This window comes from Herbaspirillum frisingense (genome assembly GCF_047325095.1).
Lineage (GTDB): Bacteria > Pseudomonadota > Gammaproteobacteria > Burkholderiales > Burkholderiaceae_D > Herbaspirillum > Herbaspirillum frisingense.
In genome coordinates this window covers 3829992-3850649 of the sequence record NZ_CP168558.1, presented here as the reverse complement: position 1 = coordinate 3850649, position 20658 = coordinate 3829992, and the positions used below count along the sequence as shown (strand labels likewise).

Sequence of the window (20658 nt, the reverse complement as noted above, 5' to 3'; positions counted from 1 at the left end):
ACAAGGCTCACGCATGAATCCCTCGCGCCAGTTCATCCTGCGGCCGGTCGCTACATCCTTGCTGATGCTGGCGATCCTGCTGGTGGGCATCGTCGCCTACCGGCTCCTGCCGCTGTCGGCCCTGCCCGAAGTCGATTACCCGACCATCCAGGTGGTCACCCTCTATCCCGGGGCCAGCCCGGATGTGATGACTTCCTCGGTCACCGCGCCGCTGGAGCGCCAGTTCGGCCAGATGCCGGGCTTGAAGCAGATGTCTTCCACCAGTTCCGGCGGAGCCTCGGTGATCACGCTGCAGTTCAACCTCGACCTGAGCCTGGACGTGGCCGAGCAGGAGGTGCAGGCCGCCATCAACGCCGGCAGCAACCTGCTGCCCTCGGACCTGCCGATGCCGCCGGTCTACAGCAAGGTCAACCCGGCCGATACCCCCATCATCACGCTGGCGGTCACCTCCAGGACCATGCCCCTGCCCAAGGTCCAGGACCTGATCGACACCCGCCTGGCGCAGAAGATTTCGCAATTGTCGGGCGTGGGTCTGGTGAGCCTGTCGGGCGGCCAGCGCCCGGCCGTGCGCATGCAGTTGAACCCGCGCGCCGTGGCCGCACTGGGCCTGAATCTGGATGACGTGCGTACCGCCATCGGCAACGCCAACGTCAACCAGGCCAAGGGCAGCTTCGATGGCCCCACCCGCGCTTCCACCATCGATGCCAACGACCAGCTGCGCTCGGCCGACGAGTATCGCAACCTGATCATCGCCTACAAGAATGGCGCGCCGATCCGGGTCTCCGATGTGGCCGATGTGATCGATGGTGCAGAAAACGTCCGCCTGGGCGCCTGGGCCAACCAGCAGCCTGCGGTGATTGTGAACATCCAGCGCCAGCCGGGTGCCAACGTGATCGCCGTGGTCGACAGCATCAAGAAGATCCTGCCGCAGCTGCAGGCCAGCCTGCCGGGCTCCATCGACGTCCACATCCTGACCGACCGCACCACCACCATCCGCGCCTCGGTGGCCGATGTGAAGTTCGAACTGCTGCTGTCGGTGGCGCTGGTGGTGATGGTGATCTTCGTCTTCCTGCGCAACGTGCCGGCCACCATCATCCCCAGCGTGGCGGTACCACTGTCGCTGGTGGGCACCTTCGCCATCATGTATCTGGCCGGTTTCTCGATCAACAACCTGACCCTGATGGCCCTGACGATTGCCACCGGTTTCGTGGTCGACGACGCCATCGTCATGATCGAGAACATCTCGCGCTACATCGAAGAAGGCATGAAGCCCATGCAGGCGGCCCTGAAAGGCGCCGAGCAGATCGGCTTCACCATCATCTCGCTGACCTTCTCGCTGATTGCGGTGCTGATCCCGCTGCTGTTCATGGGTGACGTGGTGGGGCGCCTGTTCCACGAATTCGCGGTGACCCTGGCGGTCTCCATCCTGATCTCGGCCGTGGTCTCGCTCACGCTGACCCCCATGATGTGCGCGCGCCTGCTGCGCCATCAGCCGGAAGAACAGCAGGGCTGGTTCTACCACAAGAGCCAGGTCTTCTTCGATCGCATCATTGCCCGCTACGGCGTCATGCTGGAATGGGTGCTGGAGCGCCAAAAGCTGACCCTGCTGGTGGCCGTGGCCACGCTGGGCCTGACCGTGCTGCTGTACGTGTTCGTGCCCAAGGGCTTCTTCCCGCTGCAGGACACCGGGGTTATCCAGGGTATCTCGGAAGCCACGCAGTCCATTTCCTTCAGTGCCATGGGAGAAAAACAGCAGCAACTGGCCAAGGTGGTGCTGCAGGACCCGGCCGTGGAGAGCCTGTCCTCCTTCATCGGCGTCGATGGCACCAATGCCACCCTGAACAGCGGGCGCATGCTGATCAACCTGAAGCCGCACGAAGAACGCGACGTTTCCGCCGCCGACGTGATCCGTCGCCTGCAACCCACGCTGGCGCGTGAAGTGCCGGGCGTCACCCTCTACATGCAGCCAGTGCAGGACCTGACCATCGAGGATAGCGTCTCCCGCACGCAATACCAGTTCACCCTGGAAGACGCCGATCCGGCCCTGCTCAGTACCTGGGTGCCGAAGCTGATCGCGCGCCTGCAACAGGTGCCGGAACTGGCTGACGTGGCCACCAACCTGCAGGATCAGGGGCTGCAGGCCTATATCCAGATCGACCGCAATGCCGCATCGCGCCTGGGTATCACCACCGCCGCCATCGACAACGCGCTCTACAACGCCTTCGGCCAGCGCCTCATTTCCACCATCTATACGCAATCGAACCTGTATCGCGTGGTGATGGAGGTCAAGCCGGAATTCCAGCGCGGCCCCGAAGCGCTGGACAGCATCTACCTGGTCACCTCGGGCGGCGGCAAGGTACCGCTGTCGTCGATCGCCACCGTCAGCGAACGCACCGCGCCGCTGGTGGTGAACCACATCGGCCAGTTCCCGGCGGCCACCGTGTCCTTCAACCTGGCCAAGGGCGCCTCGCTGGGCAAGGCGGTCGAGGCCATCAAGGCGGCCGAGGCCGAGATCGGCATGCCGGCCTCCACCGTGACCAACTTCCAGGGGGCCGCGCTGGCCTTCCAGGCCTCGCTGTCCAATACGCTTTGGCTGATCCTGGCGGCCATCATCACCATGTACATCGTGCTGGGCGTGCTCTACGAGAGCTACATCCATCCCATCACCATCCTCTCCACGCTGCCCTCGGCCGGTGTCGGCGCGCTGCTGTCGCTGATGATCTCCGGTACCGACCTGGGCATCATCGGCATCATCGGCATCATCCTGCTGATCGGTATCGTCAAGAAGAACGCCATCATGATGATCGACTTCGCCCTGGAGGCCGAACGGCACGAGGGCAAGAGCCCGCGCGAGGCGATCTATCAGGCTTGCCTGTTGCGTTTCCGGCCGATCCTGATGACCACCATGGCAGCGCTGCTGGGCGCCTTGCCGCTGATGCTGGGCACCGGCGTGGGCTCCGAACTGCGCCAGCCGCTGGGCATCACCATGGTGGGCGGCCTGCTGGTGTCGCAGGTGCTCACGCTCTTTACCACGCCGGTGATCTATCTCGGCTTCGACAGCCTGGGCCGTCGGCTGCGCGCACGCTTCGGGCAGCGCGCGCCTGGGCATGGCGGCGAGGATGATGATGGTGAAGACGGCAAGCCGGCCACGCTGCCGCCGGCGGTGTAGGCGGATGCGCGCATGAATATCTCGCTTCCCTTCATCAAGCGGCCCATCGCCACCACGCTCTTGACCATCGGCATCGCGCTGGCGGGCATGGTGGCCTTCCGCCTGCTGCCGGTCTCGCCGTTGCCGCAGGTGGATTACCCGACCATCTCGATCTCTGCCTCGCTGCCAGGCGCCAGCCCCGAGACCATGGCCGCGACCGGGGCCACGCCGCTGGAACGCGCCATGGGCGCCATCGCCGGGGTCACCGAGATGACCTCCACCAGCTCCCAGAACTCCACCCGCATCACCCTGCAGTTCGACCTGAGCCGCGACATCGATGGTGCCGCCCGCGACGTGCAGGCCGCGCTCAATGCCGCGCGCAGCCTGCTGCCCACCGGCATGCCGAGCAACCCGACCTATCGCAAGGTCAACCCGGCCGACGCCCCCATCCTGATCCTGGCCATGACCTCCGACACCATGACCCAGGGGCAGATGTACGACGCCGCCGACAGCATCGTGGCGCAGAAACTGTCGCAGGTGCGCGGGGTAGGGCAGGTCAGCGTGGGCGGCAGTTCACAGCCGGCCGTGCGCATCGAACTGAACCCGACCGCCCTCAACAAGTACGGCATCGGCAGCGCCGACGTGCGCACCGCGGTGGCTGCCACCAATGCCAATCGCCCCAAGGGTTTGCTGGAAGACGATGGCCGTAACTGGCAGATCTACGCCAACGACCAGGCCAAGACCGCCGCCGAATACGCGCCACTGATCGTGTCCTACCGCAACGGGACGCCGGTGCGGGTGCAGGACGTGGCCGAGGTGCGCGACTCGGTGGCCGATGTGCGCAACGCCGGTTCCTCCAACGGCAAGCCCTCGGTGCTGATCATCATCAACCGCCAGCCCGGCGCCAACATCATCGACACCGTCGATAACGTGCGTGAACTGCTGCCGCAGTTGCAGGCCTCGATTCCGTCCGCCATCGACATGAAGGTCGTGCTGGACCGCACCCCCACCATCCGCGCGTCGTTGAAGGAAACCGAATTCACCCTGATCCTCTCGGTGGCGCTAGTGATCATGGTGGTGTTCCTGTTCCTGCGTAACGCCCGTGCCACACTGATCCCCGCAGTGGCGGTGCCGGTGTCCCTGATCGGCACCTTCGGCGTGATGTACCTGGCCGGCTTCAGCCTCGACAACCTGTCGCTGATGGCGCTGACCATTGCCACCGGCTTCGTGGTGGACGACGCCATCGTGGTGCTGGAGAACATCTCGCGCCATATCGAGTCCGGCATGAAGCCCTACAAGGCGGCCCTGCTTGGTGCGCGCGAGGTCGGCTTCACCGTGCTGTCGATGAGCATTTCGCTCATCGCCGTGTTCATCCCCATCCTGCTGATGGAAGGCATCGTCGGCCGCCTGTTCCGCGAATTCGCCATCACCCTATCGGTGGCCATCCTGGTCTCGCTGGTGGTGTCCCTGACCACCACGCCGATGATGTGCGCGCAGTTGCTGCGCCATGACCCGGAGGCCGACGCAGCGCGTCGCCAGCGGCGCCATCCCTGGCTGCAGAAGATTTCCGACCAGACCGCCGCCATCTTCGACGACATGCTGCTGGCCTACGAACGCACCCTGGCCTGGGCCCTGCGGGCGGCCCCCTTGATGATGCTGATCCTGCTGGCCACGATTGCCCTGAACGTGTATCTCTACAAGGCCATCCCCAAGGGCTTCTTCCCGCAGCAGGATACGGGGCGCCTGATCGGCGGCATCCGCGGCGACCAGGCCATTTCCTTCCAGGCCATGCGCACCAAGCTCAACGACTTCATCGACATCGTCAAGGCCGACCCCGCCGTGTCCGATGTGGTGGCCTTTACCGGTGGGCAGCGGCGCAATGGCGGCTTCATGTACGTGACCCTGAAGCCGCTCACCGAACGCAAGGACAGCGCCGACAAGGTAGTGGCGCGGCTGCGCATGAAGACCGCCAAGGTGGCTGGCGCCCGGGTGTTCCTGGTACCGGTGCAGGACATCCGCATCGGTGCCCGCCAGAGCGACTCGCAGTATGAATACTCGCTCAAGTCCGACGACGTCGGCCTGCTGCGCATCTGGGAACCCAAGATCCGCCTGGCCCTGTCCAACCTCAAGGAACTGGAAGACATCAGCACCGACCAGCAGGACAACGGCCTGCAGACCACCCTGACCATCGACCGCGAGACCGCCATGCGGGCCGGCGTGACGCCACAGCTGATCGATTCCACGCTGTCCGACCTGTTCGGCCAGCGCCAGATCTCGACCATCTACAGCGGCATGAACCAGTACCACGTGGTGATGGAAGCCGCGCCGCAATACTGGCAGAGCCCGGAAACCCTGCGCGATACCTATGTCAGCCTGGCCGGCTCGTCCAACCTGTCGCCGACCACCTCCAGCCTGTCCACGCCACCGGCCCTGTCGGCGGCCGGCAAGCTCAATGCCAACACCGGCCTGGCGCAGACCATTTCCACCGCGCCCTCGCGCCAGATTCCACTGGCCGCGTTCTCGCGCTTCGAGCCGACCACGACCGCGCTGTCGGTCAGCCACGAGGGCCAGTTCGTGGCCTCCACGCTGTCCTTCAACCTGGCCGAGGGCGTGTCGCTGTCGCAGGCCACAGAAGCCATCGACCGCGCCATGGCGCAACTGGGCGTACCCACCAATGTGCTGGGCACCTTTGCCGGTACCGCCAATGCATTCCAGTCCTCCACCTCCAGCCAGCCCCTCCTGATCCTGACGGCATTACTGGCCGTGTACATCGTGCTGGGCATTCTCTACGAGAGCCTGATCCATCCCATCACCATCATCTCCACCTTGCCCTCGGCCGGCGTGGGTGCCTTGCTGGCACTGATGGTGACCGGCACCGACTTCAGCCTGATCGCGCTGATCGGTGTGATCCTGCTGATCGGCATCGTCAAGAAGAACGCCATCATGATGGTGGACTTCGCCATCGATGCCGAACGCAATCGTGGCCTGTCCCCGCGTGACGCCATCTTCGAAGCCTGCCGGCTACGCTTCCGCCCCATCATGATGACCACCATGGCCGCCTTGCTGGGCGCGATCCCGCTGGCCATGGGCCACGGCGACGGCGCCGAGCTGCGCCAGCCGCTGGGCATTTCCATCGTCGGCGGACTGGTCGTGAGCCAGCTGCTCACCCTCTATACGACCCCGGTGGTGTACCTGTACATGGAACGCCTGCGCGCCTGGGGCCAGCGCCGCTTCGGTCGCAAGAACCAGACAGAAACCTCGGCGGCCTGAGGCTGCCGCCATGGAGAAACGCATGACGCAACAAGACCTGCTCAAACTCAAGCCCGTGCTGATGGCGCTGGCGGTCAGCCTGGCGCTGACGGCCTGCGCGGTCGGCCCCGATTACGTCCGACCGCAGATGGACGAGGCCACCATGGCCCCGGCCGTCTTCAAGGAAGGCCAGAACTGGAAGCCCGCCCAGCCGCGTGATCTGATGGCCGACGGCAAGTGGTGGGAGATGTTCAACGATGCCCAATTGAATGTGCTGGTGGCGCAGGTGGACGTCTCCAACCAGAACCTGGCGCTGGCCGAAGCCAACTTCCGTAGCGCCGTGGCGCTGGTGCAGAGTTCGCGCTCGGCCTATTCGCCCACCTTGTCGGCTTCGGCCGGCGCCTCGCGAGGCCGCTCCGGTTCGGCCGGTTCATCGACCTCGTCCGGTACCTCGTCGTCGTCCGGATCGTCCGGCAGCGTGCGCAATTCCTATACCTTCTCGCTCACCGCCGCCTGGGAGGCCGACATCTGGGGCAAGGTCCGGCGCGACGTCGAATCCAGCCAGGCCAGCGCCCAGGCCAGCGCGGCGGACCTGGCCGGCGCCCGCTTGTCGGCGCAGGCACAAGTGGCGCAGAACTACCTGCAGCTACGCGTGCTGGACGCCCAGCAACAGTTGCTGGATGACACCGTGCAGGCCTACCAGCGCTCGCTGGAGGTGGCGCAGAACCAGTACAACGCAGGCATGGTCGCCAAGTCCGACGTGATCCAGGCGCAGACCCAGCTGAAATCGGCCCAGGCCTCGGCCCTGGACAACGGCGTCACCCGCGCCCAGATCGAACACGCCATCGCCCTGCTGGTGGGCAAGACGCCTGCCAGCTTCTCACTACCCCGGTCGCCGCTGACCGCCGTGGCGCCGCCGGTCCCGCAGGGTGTACCGTCGATGCTGCTGGAGCGCCGTCCTGACGTGGCCGCCGCCGAGCGCCGCGTGGCCTCCGCCAATGCCAAGATCGGCGTAGCCAAGGCCGCCTATTTTCCCAGCCTGACGCTGTCGGCCTCGGGCGGTTACCAGAGTTCCACCTTTGCCGACTGGTTCACACTGCCGGGTCGGGTGTGGTCGCTGGGGCCACAGCTGGCACAGACCATCTTCGACGGCGGCGCGCGCCAGGCCGCCACCGATCAGGCCATCGCCAGCTACGACGGCACGGTGGCCACCTACAAGCAGACGGTGCTGACCGCCTTCCAGGAGGTCGAAGACAACCTGGCCGCATTGCGCATCCTGGAGCAGGAAGCCGCGGTGCAGGGCGAAGCGCTGCAAGCGGCGCGCCAGGCCGTCACCCTGGTGACCAACCAGTACAAGGCCGGCACGGTCAGCTACGTCAACGTCATCACCGCCCAGGCCACGGCCCTGTCGGCCGAACTGAATTCATTGAACATCCTCAACCGCCGCATGGCCGCCAGCGTGTTGCTGGCCAAGGCCCTGGGCGGTGGCTGGGACGGACATAGCCTGGATGACCTGGGACCGCTGGAGCAGCAGAGTGCAGAGCGGGCCAGGGGCTTGAAGGAGAATGCGGCTCTGCGTTAGCAGGCGAGAGTGTCGCTGACGGGCTCTTGCGTTGCCAGTCGGGCCTGCAGCACGCCCCGCAACGCATTGCACACCACCACCTCCTGCGCGCGCATCAGGTCGGCGCGGGTGATCACGGCTTCGCTGGCCTGCCAGTTTGGATCGGCCAGCAGGACGCGGCGCATCACGCCCGGCAGCACACCGGCGGACAGGGGCGGGGTGCACCACTGCCCGTCAAGTTTGACGAAGACATTGCTGCGCCCCCCCTCGGTCAATTCGTCGCGCTCATTGAAGAACAGCATGTCGAAGCCGCCACGTCGTTCGGCTTCTTTCCAGGCCGCGTCGTAATGTGCACGCCGCGTGCTCTTGTGACGCAGGAAAAGGTCGTCGCTGGCGCAACGATGCTCGGCCAGGAAGACTGTCACCGGTCCCGTCAGCGGTAGCAACGGTGCATGCTGCAGGCTGATGTTGCCGCCTGCATCCAGTGCCAGTCGCAGGCGCAGGACGACGTCCTTGGGCAGGCCGGCGCAGAGCGCATCAATCTGCTGACGCATCGCCTTCTCGTAGCAGGGAAAACCGAACACCGCCGCCGAGGCCTGCAGGCGCTGCAGGTGCAAGTCCAGATGGCGGCAGCCGGCGTGGCTGGCGTGCATGGTCTCGAAGAGGCTGAATTCCTGTTCCAGCCCGGTGAGGAAAGCCGATTTCAGGCGGCATTCGGCAAATTCGGAGGCGGCGTCACTGTCGTAGACGATGCCGGCGCCCACGCCCATCACGCCCTGTCGCAGGCCATGCTCAGGCGCTTGCAGTTCCAGCGTGCGGATCGGTACCGACAGGCAGAAGTCGCCGATGGTGCCGCCGCCTTCGCGTGGCGCGTCGAACCATCCGATGGCGCCGGTGTACAGGCCGCGGGTCTCGGTTTCCAGTTCGTTGATGATTTCCATGGTGCGCCGCTTGGGTGCGCCGGTGATGGAGCCGCAGGGGTAGAGGGCGGCGATGACGGTGGCTAGCGTGGCGTCCTCGCGCAGGCGGGCGCGGATGGTGGAGGTCATCTGCAGCACCTGCCCATAGCGGCGCACGTCGAACAGGTGCGGCACCTGGACTGAACCAGAGCGGGCCACGCGGCCCAGGTCGTTGCGCAGCAGGTCCACGATCATCAGATTCTCGGCCCGGTTCTTTTCATCGTTGGCCAGGTCCAGGGCGCGCTGGGCATTGATCGTGTCGGCAGCGTCAGCCTGGGCGTCCATGGCCCGTGCGGTGCCTTTCATCGGCTTGGCCTTCAACATGCCATCCTGGTGCGAGACGAACAGTTCCGGCGAGCAGGACAACACCATGCCACCCTGCGCATCGCGCACTAGCGCACCGTAAGGCACCGGTTGGCGTGCCCGCAGGCGGCGGTAGAGCGTGATGGCGTCACCGTGGACCTGGAAGTGCAGGCGATAGGTGTAATTGACCTGGTAGGTATCGCCGGCGGCGATGTAGTCGCGGATGCGTCCGATGGCGGCGCTGAAGGCGGCCTCATCGACGCTGCTGCGCAGGTTGACGATGCCGGCGGCATCGTCAGCGCATTGGCCGGCCAGCCAGGCATCGACCTCGCTCGCACTCAGGCGCTGGCAGCGCTGGAACAGCAGGACGCGCGCCAGCGGGGCCGTCAGCGGCCGATGCGGCAGACCCTGCAGTGCTGCGCCCAGTTCATAGCTCCACAAGGCGACCGCATGCTGGCCAGCGGCCAGCGCTGCCTGCATCTGCGCCAGCAGCGCCGGAAAGCCGGCGGCGTCGGTGCAGGCCAGCGTGCGCAGGTGGCCGGTATAGAGGCGCGAGCGCGGTTCGGCCGGCGTGGCAAGATGGTCGTCGAGGAGGGCGAAGCAGTCGGTCATGGAACAGGGGGGCAAGGACGGCAAGGGCAGGCAGGGCAGCGCAGCACCGCCGGCAGCATGATAGCGTAAAAGGTATACTTGAAGGCTTGCCACGCTGCCAGGGCGCTGTCCCTTCACTACCTAGTCCGATGCCCATTCCACGCACCTTCATCATTCCCCTGATCGTCGCCTGTGCGCTGTTCATGGAACAGATGGATTCCACCGTCATCTCGACGTCCCTGCCGGCGCTGGCGCTGGACATGAATGTCGATCCGATTTCGCTCAAGCTGGCGCTGACCTCCTACCTGGTCAGCCTGGCCGTCTTCATTCCCATCTCGGGCTGGATGGCCGACCGCTTCGGCTCGCTCACCATCTTCCGCACCGCCATCTGTGTCTTCATGCTGGGCTCCATCCTGTGCGGGGCTTCCTCCACCCTGCCGCAGTTCGTGGCAGCGCGTTTCCTGCAGGGCATCGGCGGCGCCATGATGGTGCCGGTGGGGCGCCTGGTGATCCTGCGCAGCGTGGAAAAGGTCAATCTCGTCAAGGCACTGTCCTACCTGACCATTCCTGCGCTGTTCGGGCCCGTGCTGGGGCCGCCGCTGGGCGGCTTCATCACGACCTACTTCCACTGGCGCTGGATCTTCTTCATCAATATCCCGATCAGCATTCTCGGCCTCTACCTGGCTACGCGCTTCATTCCCGACCTCAAGGCCGAGCAGGTGGCGCCGCTCGATTTCAAGGGCTTCGTGCTCTCGGCGCTGGGTTGCTCGCTGCTGATGATGGGGCTGGCGACCTCCGGCCGGCACCTGGTGTCGGGCGATGTCTCGCTGGCCTGCGTGGTGGCGGGCGTGCTGTTTCTGGCGGCTTACGTGTGGCATGCGCGTCGTGCCACGGCGCCGCTGATTGACCTGGCGCTGTTGAAGATTCCCACCCTGCGCGCCGGTGTCTTCGGCGGCTCGCTCTATCGCGTGGGGATCGGCGCCATCCCCTTCCTGCTGCCGCTGATGCTGCAACTGGGCTTTGGCTATACGCCTTTCCATTCGGGGCTGTTGACCTGCGCCTCGGCGGCCGGGGCCATGTTCATGAAGACCATCGCCGCCCGCTTCCTGCGTCGCTATGGGTTCCGCCGGGTGCTGCTGGTCAATGGCGCGCTGGGCGTGCTGGGCTTGTGGGCCATCGCCGGCTTCACGCCGCAGACGCCGTATCTGCTGATGGTGCTGGTCCTGCTCATCGGTGGCTGCTTCCGTTCGCTGCAGTTCACCAGCCTCAATGCGATTTCCTACGCCGATGTCGACAAGCAGCGGCTGAGCCAGGCCACCAGCATGGCCAGCGTGGCGCAGCAGTTGTCCATCGGCATGGGCGTGGTGCTCGCCGGCTTTGCCCTGCAGATGTCGAACGACCTCCAGGGTCACGCCACCCTGGTGGCACAGGATTTCTGGCCGGCCTTCCTGGTGGTGGGCGCGGTAGCGGCGCTGGCGCTGCTGATGCTGCGCCAGTTGCCGCATGATGCCGGCGCCGAGATGGCCGGGCAGCAAGAGAACAAGTCGGCCTGATGCGGCCGCCACGACGAGGAGCGCAATGCGTAGCGATCAGCCCTACAAAGCCCTGTGGTTCCCGCTGGGGGCCGTCCTGATCTGGGCCGGCAACACGGTCATCAGCAAGATGTCGGCCAGCGTCATCGCGCCGGAGGATATTTCCTTTTACCGCTGGGTACTGGCGGCGGCGCTGATGTCGCCCTTCCTGGCGCGCTCGACCTGGGCCGCACGCGCGCAGATCCGCCCCCACCTGAGCAAGATCCTGGTGCTGGCGCTGCTGGGCATGGTGCTGTTCCAGAGCCTGGCCTACTTCGCCGCGGCCACCGCTTCGGCTACCAGCATGGGCATCATTGCCTCGCTGATGCCCTTGCTGACGCTGGTGCTGAGCATCAAGCTGCTGTCCGAACCGCCCACCATCGGCACCCTGGCCGGCGGGGTGCTGTCGCTGTTCGGCCTGGCGGTGCTGATCGGGCGCGGTCACCCGCAGAACCTGTTCGAGCAGGGCGTGGTTACCGGCGATCTGCTGATGCTGCTGGCCACCATCGCCTATGGCCTGTATGGCGTGATGCTGCGGCGCTGGGCGCTGCCCCTGCGCACCTGGCAATTGCTGTACATGCAGGTGCTCATGGCGGTGGTGCTGCTGTTCCCGGGCTTCGTGCTGGGCCATCATTCGCCCATCACCCGCGACAACCTGCCCATCCTGCTGTATGCGGGCATTGCCGCTTCCATCCTCTCGCAGTTCCTGTGGATGCGCGGCGTGGCCTACCTGGGCGCCAGCCGCTGTTCCATTTTCGTGAACCTGATGCCGGTGTTCACTGTCATCATTGCGGTAGCGGCGCTGGGTGAGCAATTGCATGGCTACCACGCCGTGGGCGGCCTGATCACGCTGGCCGGGGTGATCATGGCGCAGGTGTTCAAGCAGCGCCTGCGCTGGCGTACCGGCTGAGGCACTGTCGCCGACAGAACCCGGTTGATCCGACAAGAACAGGTTGAGAACAGGAAAGAGACATGATCGATCCCACCATGATCGTCAATTGCACGGTCTACAAGAAGGGCAAGAAGCTGCGGGACATCACCCTCGATGAAATCAGCGACGTGCTGGAAGAGGAGGGGACCTTCGTCTGGCTGGGCCTGCTCGAACCCAATGTCGAGCTGATGAACAAGATCAAGGAAGAGTTCTGCCTGCACGAACTGGCGGTGGAAGACGCCTACGCCGCCCACCAGCGGCCCAAGATCGAGGAATATGGCGATACCCTCTTCGTGGTCCTGCACACGGCCCAACTGGCCGGCGGCGAGGTGCAGTTCGGCGAGACCCACATCCTCACCGGTCCGCGCTTCGTGGTCACGGTGCGGCACGGTGCCTCGCGCAGCTATGCCAAGGTGCGCGAGCATTGCGAGATGCTGCCCGAGCGCCTGGTGCGCGGCCCCAGCTTCGTGCTCTATTCCATCATGGACTTCGTGGTCGACAACTACCGACCCATCATGGATGACCTGGAAGCCAAGTTTAGCCAGTACGAGGAACAGCTCTTCAACCCCGGTGCCATCAGCGGCAAGGCCTACCTGCAGGAGCTCTACCAGTTGAAGCGCCAGCTGATCCGCCTGCGCTCGGCGGCCTCGCCGCTGCTGGATGTCTGCACCCAGCTGCTGCGTTTCCATGAAGGGCTGATCACCAAGGACGGCAAGGCCTACTTCCGCGACATCTATGACCACGTGGTGCGCTTCATCGACACCGGCGACCGCCTGCGCGAAATGGTGGAGTCGGCGGTGCAGATCAACCTGGCCCAGGTCACCATCCACCAGAACGAGATCGTGCAGACCCTGGCTGGCTGGGGTGCCATCCTGGCCATCCCGACCATGATCTTCAGCCTCTACGGCATGAACTTCGCGCACATGCCCGGCTTGTCCTGGCAGTGGAGTTTCCCGCTGGTTCTGGGGGGCATCATCACCGCCTGCACGCTGCTGTGGCGGCGTCTGCGCAAGGCAGGATGGCTCTAGGCTGCCGCTCCAGTCCAACCGGTCTTTTTCTTTCAGATCATAGCGAGGTGGGTGCGACAATTGGTCGCAGCCACTGGCTCGCCTGCGCTTTTATACTCCCGCCTGCCTTGATCGGCGGCGCGAAGAGGCAGCGTCAGACACGCATGGCCGGACCTGATTCGGCTGGCTCGTGTTTCCGATGCCTGTCTTTCTTCTTGCTAAATGCAACACGGTTGCATAAAATGCCGGCCTGACCGCGTGAGCCGGTCACCACGCTCGCGGCAAGGCAGCTCAGCACCCAGCCGCAACACACAAAAAACACAAGGGAAAAGATGAAAATGACCGCACTGCGGGCGGCCGTGCTGGGCGCGCTCGCCATGAGCCAGGCCCACAGCCTGGCCTGGGGCGCCGATACCACCACCAACACCGCCGCCACCTCCGCCAGCGCCGACAGCGGACTGGGGCAGGTCGTGGTGACCGGCACCGGCGAGCGCCAGCAATACCGCCAGAACGCGACCTCCAGCGCCACCCGCAGCGAGACCCCCTTGCAGGAATTGCCGCAATCGGTCCAGGTGGTGTCGCGCCAGCTGATCGACGACCTGGCCGCCACGCGGCTGGATGACGTGCTGCTTTACGTGAGCGGGGTGGCCAGGCAGAACAATTTCGGCGGTCTGTGGGACAACTATTCCATCCGCGGTTTTTCCGGCAGCGAAAACGGCGGCATGAACATCCTCTGGAACGGCTTCGCCTCCAACCGTGGCTATGCGCCGCCGCGCGACATGGCCAACGTCGAGAGCGTGGACTTCCTCAAGGGACCGGCGGCGGCCCTGTACGGCAATAGCGAGCCGGGCGGCACCATCAACGTGGTCAGCAAGAAGCCGCAGTTCAAGTCGGCCAATGCGCTGGATCTGTCCATCGGCACCAACAACACCTACCGCAGTGCCGTCGATTCCACCGGTGCCCTCAACAGCGAAGTGGCCTACCGCATCAACGCTGCCATGGAGCACAAGGGCAGCATGCGCGACGACGTCACCAGCCAGCGCGAATTCCTGGCGCCGGCCTTCACCTGGGTGTTGTCGGACCGTACGGTCCTGAACTACGAAGGTGAATTCCTGCGCCAGAAGGCGCCGCTGGATCGCGGCATCGTCGCCGTCAACGGTAATCCGGGCGTGTTGCCGGTCTCGCGCTTCCTGGGCGAGCCACGCGATGGCGACATCAAGATGGAAAACCGCAACCACCTGCTGACGCTGGAACATCGCCTGGATGAGAACTGGCATGTGCGCACCGGCGTGTTCCACAAGGATGGCAGTCTGGATGGCTTCTCCACCGAGGCTTCCGCCCTGCAGGCCGACAACGCCACCCTGCGTCGCCAGCGCCGCTATCGCGACTACAGCTGGCACGACACGTCACTGCAGGCCGAACTGGGCGGCAAGCTGCAGACCGGCGGCATCGGCCATGAGGTGCTGGTCGGCACCGAGATCGACTGGCTGACGCTGGACCAGCGCATGCTGCGCATCAACCCCAGCGCCGCGGCGCCCTATGCGGTCAACATCTACACCCCGGTCTACGGCCAGGCGCAACCCACGCCCCTGCCCAACACCGATACCAGCGAGCGCCAGATCAGCACCGCGCTCTATCTGCAGGATCAGGTGAGCCTGTCGGATCGCTGGAAATTGCTGGCCGGCGTACGCGCCGATTCCTTCCGCTCCACCCTGAACTCCACCCTGAACAACGGGCGCAGCGGTGCGACCACGCGCCAGGACAAGAGCGCCGTTTCGCCACGCCTGGGCCTGACCTACCTGATCACGCCCGCCTGGTCGGTCTATGCCAGCGCCAGCAAGTCCTTCCGCCCCAACAGCGGCAGCGACGTGCAGGGCAATGCCTTCAGTCCCGAGACCGCCCGCGCAGCCGAAGCGGGTCTGAAGTTCCAGAGCGACGACCAGCGCAGCGGCGCCACCCTGGCCGTGTTCGACATCACCAAGCAGAATGTGCTGACCACCGATCCGTCCAATCCCTCGTTCTCGGTGGCGGCTGGCGAAGTGCGCAGCAAGGGCGTGGAACTGGATGCCAATGCCAAGCTCGGACGTCACTGGCGCCTGACCGGCAACCTGGCCTATACCGACGCCTATGTCGCCAAGGACAACACTCTCACCGTCGGTGCGCGGCTGGTCAACGTGCCGCGCGTGTCGGGCAGCCTGCTGGCAGTGTTCGAGGATGTCGATGCGCACGGCGCACCCTTTGGCGTGGGCGGCGGCGCCAGCTATGTCGGGGCGCGTACCGGCGACCAGGCCGGCAGCTTCCGGTTGCCCGCCTATGCCACGGCGCGGGCACTGGCCTACTGGCAGTTCACGCCACGCATGAAGCTCTCGCTGGACGTCAATAATCTTTTCAACAAGCGTTACTACACCAGCTCCTACAACAACCTGTGGATCATGCCGGGTGACGAGCGCAATGCCATGCTGGCGTTGAACGTCCGGTTCTGAGGGCGGCCCTGTGTCCCATGACCTGAACGCAGCGCGCCGCCGGGCCTTGCTGGTGGCCGCCGCCCTGGCCGCTGTCCAGCCCTGGCGCAGCGCATTGGCGCACGGCGACGATGCGCCGCATTCGCATGCCGTCACCCGGGCGGATGCCGGCGTGCTGACCGTGGTTGGCCCCTGGGAAATGACCGGCCTCGATCCCTCGCGCTCCGGCTACATGTTCGCCCGCATGGAGGTGGTGGAGACGCTGCTGGAGGTGGACGACAGCGGCCACTTGCGTGCGGCCCTGGCCACTACCTGGCAGGTCAGCGATGACGGTCTGCAATGGCGCTTCGCACTGCGCAGCGGGCGGCGCTACCACGACGGTAGCGCGCTCACGCCGGCCAGTGTGCTGGCCTGCCTGCAGCGCGCCGCCCAGCGGCCGGGCGTATTGCAGCTGGCGGCGATCGCGGCGATGCAGCTGGAGGGCAGCGACCTGGTCATCACCTTGCGCCAGCCCTTCGGCCCTTTCCCCTATCTGCTGACGCACTACACGACGCAGATCCTGGCACCGGCTTCCTTCGACGCCAAGGGCAATGTGCAGGCCATCATCGGGAGCGGGCCATATCGCATTCGTTCCCTGAGCCTGCCCCAGCAATTCGATGTCGAACGCGTGGCCTTGATCGAGTCCGGGCAGGGCAGGCCGATCCAGCGGGCGCGCTACATCAGCGTCTCGCGTGCGGAGACGCGCACCCTGCTGGTCCAGAGCGGCCAGGCCGATCTCGCCTTTTCGTTGGACCCGCCCAGCATCCGGGCGCTGCAAGACCATCCACGCGCGGCCCTGCTGTCGACCATGCTGCCGCGTACCACCATCCTCAAGCTCAACGCCGGTCATCCCTTCCTGGCGGATGTGCGCGTGCGACGCGCCATCGCGCTATGCATCGAACGCGAGGGCATCGCCCGCGCCCTGCTGCGCGACCCCGACCTCGGTGCTACGCAACTGTTTCCCCCAGCGCGGGCGCGCTGGCACGACGCCAGCCTGCCGCCCTTGCAGACTGACCTGAAACAGGCCCGCCGCCTGCTGGAGGAGGCCGGCTGGCGTCTCGGTGCGGACGGCGTGCGGTGGCGTGAGGGCCAGCGGCTGGCCTTGAATCTGACGACCTTCGTGGATCGTCCCGAACTGCCGCTGATCGCCACTGCCTTGCAGGAAGAGATGCGCCAGATCGGCATTGCCGTGCGGGTGGTGATCGGCAATTCCAGCGATATCCCGGCCGGTCATCGCAGCGGCTTGCTGCAGATGGCGCTAGCGGCGCGCAACTACGGCAATCTCCCCGAACCGGTGGCCAGCCTGCTGCAGGATTTCGGTCCCGAGGGCGGCGACTGGGGCGCCATGGGCTGGCGCAATACCGAGGTGCCGGCGCTGCTGGCGCAACTGGCGGCCGCGCCGGCCGTGCCTGCCGACCGTGACCGCAGCCTGCGCCAGCGCATCACCGCCGTGCTGCAGGAGCAGTTGCCGGTGATCCCGGTGGTCTGGTATCGCCAGACCTGCGCCGTCAGCCGGCGCCTGCGTGGCGCCAGAATCGACCCCTTTGAACGCAGTTACCGGATCTCTTCCCTGCAATGGACCTGAATCGATTATTGAGCGCGGCCACCCGGCGCCGCTTGCTGCTCGCGCTGGGGCAGCGCCTGCTGCAGGCCGCTCTGGTGGCGCTGCTGGTGGGCACGCTGTGTTTCTTCATGACGCGCATGCTGCCCGGCGACATGGCCTACCGCATTGCTGCCGGACGCTACGGCTATGACATGGTCACCACCGAGGCCGCGCTGGCCGTGCGTGCGGAACTGGGTCTGGATCGGCCCTGGTTCATGGCCCTGAGCGAATGGTGGGGCCGCCTGTTGCATCTGGACCTGGGAATGTCCCAGGTCACTGCCTTGCCGGTGCTGGTGGAAATCGGTCATCAACTGGGCCCGACGCTGCGCCTGGCGCTGCTGGCGATGGCGCTGTCGCTGGCCATCGGCCCCACTGCAGGTGTGCTGGCCGGGCTGCACCCGGGCGGCTGGCTGGACCGTGCCACGCTGGCCGTGTCGGTGGTCCTGCGGGCCTTGCCGTCCTTCCTGCTGGGGCTGTTGCTGGTGCTGCTGTTTTCGGTGCAGCTGGGCGCCTTGCCGGCAGCCGGTCATGGTGACCATGGCGGTATCCTGCTGCCGGCCCTGACGCTGGCGCTGGGGCTGGCGGCGGTGTCCTGCCGCGTGGCGCGTGATGCCATGGTGCAGGTCCGACGTTCCGAATACTTCAGTTTTGCGCTGACCAAAGGTTTGACCTTATCCCAGGCGCTGGCGCGCCATGGCCTGCGCAATGTGGCCGTACCGGTGGTGGCTTACCTGGGCGTGCAACTGGTGATGCTGGTCGAGGGCGTGGTGCTGGTGGAAACCATCTTTGCCTGGCCCGGCATCGGCCACGCGCTGGTGCATGCCATCTTCGGCCGCGACGTGCCGATGATCCAGGGCACTGCCCTGGTGCTGGGCCTGATGTTCGTCCTCTTCAATGCGCTGGTGGATGCCGCCTGCGCCTTCCTTGATCCGCGAGGCCGAGCATGAGCCGCCTTTCTGCTTCCGATGTCCTTGTCGAGTGCGGGGCCACCCGCTGGACCTGCGGCCAGTCTGCCGGGCTGCTGCTGTTGCTGGCGGTGGCGCTGCTGGCGCTGGTCGGGCCGATCGCCATCGACATCGACCCTGCGCGCCAGCATCTGGCGCGCTTCCTTGAAGCGCCCAGCCTGGCGCAGCCGCTGGGTTACGACCAGCTTGGGCGCAGCATGCTGGCCAGGCTGGCGCATGGCGCCCGGCTGTCCTTGTCGCTGGCACTGGTAAGCGTGCTGTCGGCGGCCGTTCCTGGCTTCCTCATCGGTCTGCTGGCGGCCTGGTGCGGCGGCTGGACCGAGCGCGTGCTGGCGGCGCTGGCCGATGCCGTGCTGGCCCTGCCAGGCTTGTTGCTGGTGCTGCTGCTGGCGGCCTTGGCGCCGGGTGGCTTCTGGCCCTTGTACGTGGGCATTTCGCTGGCGCTGTGGGTGGAATATTTCCGCGTGGTGCGTGCCGCATGCCGCGTCCTGCTGGCCAGCCCGCAGGTGGAGGCCTCGCGGCTGCTGGGCTTTGGGCCTGCTTACATCATCCGCCGTCACGTATTGCCGGCCTTGCTGCCGCGTCTGCTGACACTGATGCGCTTCGGCCTGGCCGGCGCGGTGCTGGCGATGTCGGCATTGGGCTTCGTGGGCGTGGGTCTGCAGCCGCCGACGCCGGAACTGGGCGTCATGATGATCGAACTGTTGCCTTATTACCGTGAGGCGCCCTGGCTGGTCGGTGCGCCGGTGCTGGTGCTGTTCATGACCCTGCTGGGTTTGCTGCTGCTGTCGCCGCAGAAGGAGGCCGCATGAACGCGCAGGCGCCGGTGCCGGCGCTGTGCGTGCAAGACCTCGCGGTGCTGCACGGGGAGGATGTGCTGGTCGATGCGACCAGCTTTTCCATCCCGGCCGGTGGCGTGCTGACGTTGCTGGGCGAGAGTGGCTCCGGCAAGTCCTTGCTGGCCCAGGCCATCATGGGTCATCTGCCGGCCAACCTGCGCTGTACCGGGCGCATCAGCATCGATGGCGAAGCGGGGGAGGCTGCCGATGTCGCCCCGCGCCAGGCAGGGTGGGGCCGGCGTATCGCGCTGCTGCCCCAGGAACCCTGGCTGGCACTGGACCCGACCATGACCGTGGCGCAGCAGGTGGCCGAGACCTATGAGCTGGTCAGCCGGCCCGCCGTCGATACCCAGAACGACAGCCTGCGGACTGCCCGCAGCAACGCCCGGACGTCGGCCCTGGATGCGCTGGCCAGCCTGGGCCTGCGGGATGCGGCGGACAAATATCCTTTCATGATCTCCGGTGGCATGGCGCAGCGGGTGGCGTTCCTGGCCACGCATGCGGCCGGTGCACCGTTGCTGATCATCGACGAACCCACCAAGGGACTGGATGCCGACCGCCGTGGCGAAGTGCTGGCCCTGCTGCAGGCAGCCCGCAAGGAGGGTATGAGCCTTCTGTGCATCACCCACGACGTCTGGCTGGCGCGAGCGCTGGGCGGGCAACTGGCGGTGATGCTGGAGGGGCGCATGGTGGAGCGGGGCGAGGCCGAGGCGGTACTGGCCGCGCAGCAGCACACCTATACCCGGCGCCTGCTGGCGGCCGATCCGGCGTGCTGGCCGCTGCCTGCGCCAGTGCAGGCCGCAGCCGGCGACGTTGGCCGGGTCATTGCCGAGATCAGCGGCGTCAGCAAGGCCTTCGGCGAGCGTGTGTTGTTCAGTGATGTCAGTGCCCGCATCCACGCCGGCGAAATTCTGGCCATCAGCGGGCCCAGTGGTGCCGGCAAGACCAGCTTCGGCAATCTCCTGCTGGGCCTGCTCAAGCCCGATACGGGAACCGTCACCCGCGCCGCCGGCCTGGCGCGCACGGCATTCCAGAAGATCTATCAGGACCCGGCGGCGGCCTTTGCGCCCACCGTCAGCCTGCGCCAGTCCCTGCGGGACGTGGTGCGCCTGCACCAGCTGGACTGGAACCGGCTGGAGGTGCTGTTGGCGCGCATGCGGGTCGATACCGGGCTGCTGGATCGCCTGCCGCGCCAGGTATCGGGTGGCGAACTGCAGCGCATTGCATTGGCACGGGTGTTGTTGATGAAACCGACGCTGATCTTTGCCGACGAGCCCACCTCGCGGCTGGACCCGCTGACCCAGCAGGAAGTGATCGGCCTCCTGGTGGAAGAGGCCAGGGCAGCGGGTTGTGCGGTGCTGCTGGTGACGCACGACACCGATATCGTGCGCTGCGTGGCGGACCGGCAGATACGCCTGGGTAGCTGACCC

The 20658-nt window shown here is 66.0% G+C and carries 12 protein-coding genes; 11 read left to right on the top strand and 1 reads right to left on the bottom strand.

What is annotated here, in order from left to right:
• The first annotated feature begins 13 nt into the window (after positions 1-13).
• Genes ACEOAC_RS17745 through ACEOAC_RS17735 form a run of 3 tightly spaced genes read left to right on the top strand, consistent with a single transcriptional unit; the run spans position 14 to position 7979 of the window.
• Positions 14-3169: an MdtB/MuxB family multidrug efflux RND transporter permease subunit gene (locus ACEOAC_RS17745; protein WP_241811898.1), complete on the top strand. Its 3156-nt coding sequence runs from the start codon at positions 14-16 to the stop codon at positions 3167-3169.
• A gap of 12 nt (positions 3170-3181) precedes the next feature.
• Positions 3182-6418 (top strand): efflux RND transporter permease subunit, encoded by a 3237-nt coding sequence (locus ACEOAC_RS17740; protein ID WP_413628494.1) that lies wholly within the window; start codon positions 3182-3184, stop codon positions 6416-6418.
• 22 nt (positions 6419-6440) lie between these two features.
• On the top strand, positions 6441-7979 hold the full coding sequence (locus tag ACEOAC_RS17735) for an efflux transporter outer membrane subunit (protein ID WP_413628493.1): 1539 nt from the start codon (positions 6441-6443) through the stop codon (positions 7977-7979).
• On the opposite strand, the gene pabB is transcribed toward ACEOAC_RS17735, so the two are convergent.
• Entirely contained in the window at positions 7976-9832 is a 1857-nt protein-coding gene (gene pabB / locus ACEOAC_RS17730; RefSeq protein WP_413628492.1) for an aminodeoxychorismate synthase component I, read from the bottom strand. The two genes, ACEOAC_RS17735 and pabB, sit on opposite strands and share 4 nt — an antisense overlap.
• Positions 9833-9960: 128 nt before the next feature.
• Between pabB and ACEOAC_RS17725 the strand changes: the two genes are divergently transcribed.
• The 8 genes from ACEOAC_RS17725 (at position 9961) to ACEOAC_RS17690 (ending at position 20655) form a co-directional block, all read left to right on the top strand.
• Positions 9961-11364 (top strand): DHA2 family efflux MFS transporter permease subunit, encoded by a 1404-nt coding sequence (locus ACEOAC_RS17725; RefSeq protein WP_006462431.1) that lies wholly within the window; start codon positions 9961-9963, stop codon positions 11362-11364.
• Positions 11365-11389: 25 nt separating this feature from the next.
• The gene (locus tag ACEOAC_RS17720) at positions 11390-12292 is read left to right on the top strand and encodes a DMT family transporter (RefSeq protein ID WP_413445238.1); all 903 of its coding nucleotides are present in this window, start codon (positions 11390-11392) and stop codon (positions 12290-12292) included.
• Between the two features lie 62 nt (positions 12293-12354).
• Complete coding sequence (locus tag ACEOAC_RS17715) at positions 12355-13341, top strand: magnesium and cobalt transport protein CorA (RefSeq protein WP_006462433.1); 987 nt, start codon at positions 12355-12357, stop codon at positions 13339-13341.
• Positions 13342-13658: 317 nt separating this feature from the next.
• Positions 13659-15803 carry a TonB-dependent siderophore receptor gene (locus ACEOAC_RS17710; protein ID WP_413445239.1) on the top strand — a complete coding sequence of 715 codons (2145 nt, stop codon included), beginning with the start codon at positions 13659-13661 and terminating at the stop codon, positions 15801-15803.
• A 10-nt stretch (positions 15804-15813) separates the two neighbouring features.
• Complete coding sequence (locus ACEOAC_RS17705; protein ID WP_413628491.1) at positions 15814-17406, top strand: ABC transporter substrate-binding protein; 1593 nt, start codon at positions 15814-15816, stop codon at positions 17404-17406.
• Positions 17397-18371 (top strand): ABC transporter permease, encoded by a 975-nt coding sequence (locus ACEOAC_RS17700; protein WP_413628490.1) that lies wholly within the window; start codon positions 17397-17399, stop codon positions 18369-18371. The genes ACEOAC_RS17705 and ACEOAC_RS17700 overlap by 10 nt, the downstream gene beginning before the upstream one ends.
• A complete protein-coding gene (locus ACEOAC_RS17695; protein ID WP_241811890.1) occupies positions 18368-19201 on the top strand; it encodes an ABC transporter permease in 834 nt (277 codons plus the stop codon). Before ACEOAC_RS17700 ends, ACEOAC_RS17695 begins: the two co-directional genes overlap by 4 nt.
• Entirely contained in the window at positions 19198-20655 is a 1458-nt protein-coding gene (locus ACEOAC_RS17690) for an ABC transporter ATP-binding protein (protein ID WP_413628489.1), read from the top strand. The genes ACEOAC_RS17695 and ACEOAC_RS17690 overlap by 4 nt, the downstream gene beginning before the upstream one ends.
• Positions 20656-20658 lie beyond the last annotated feature (3 nt).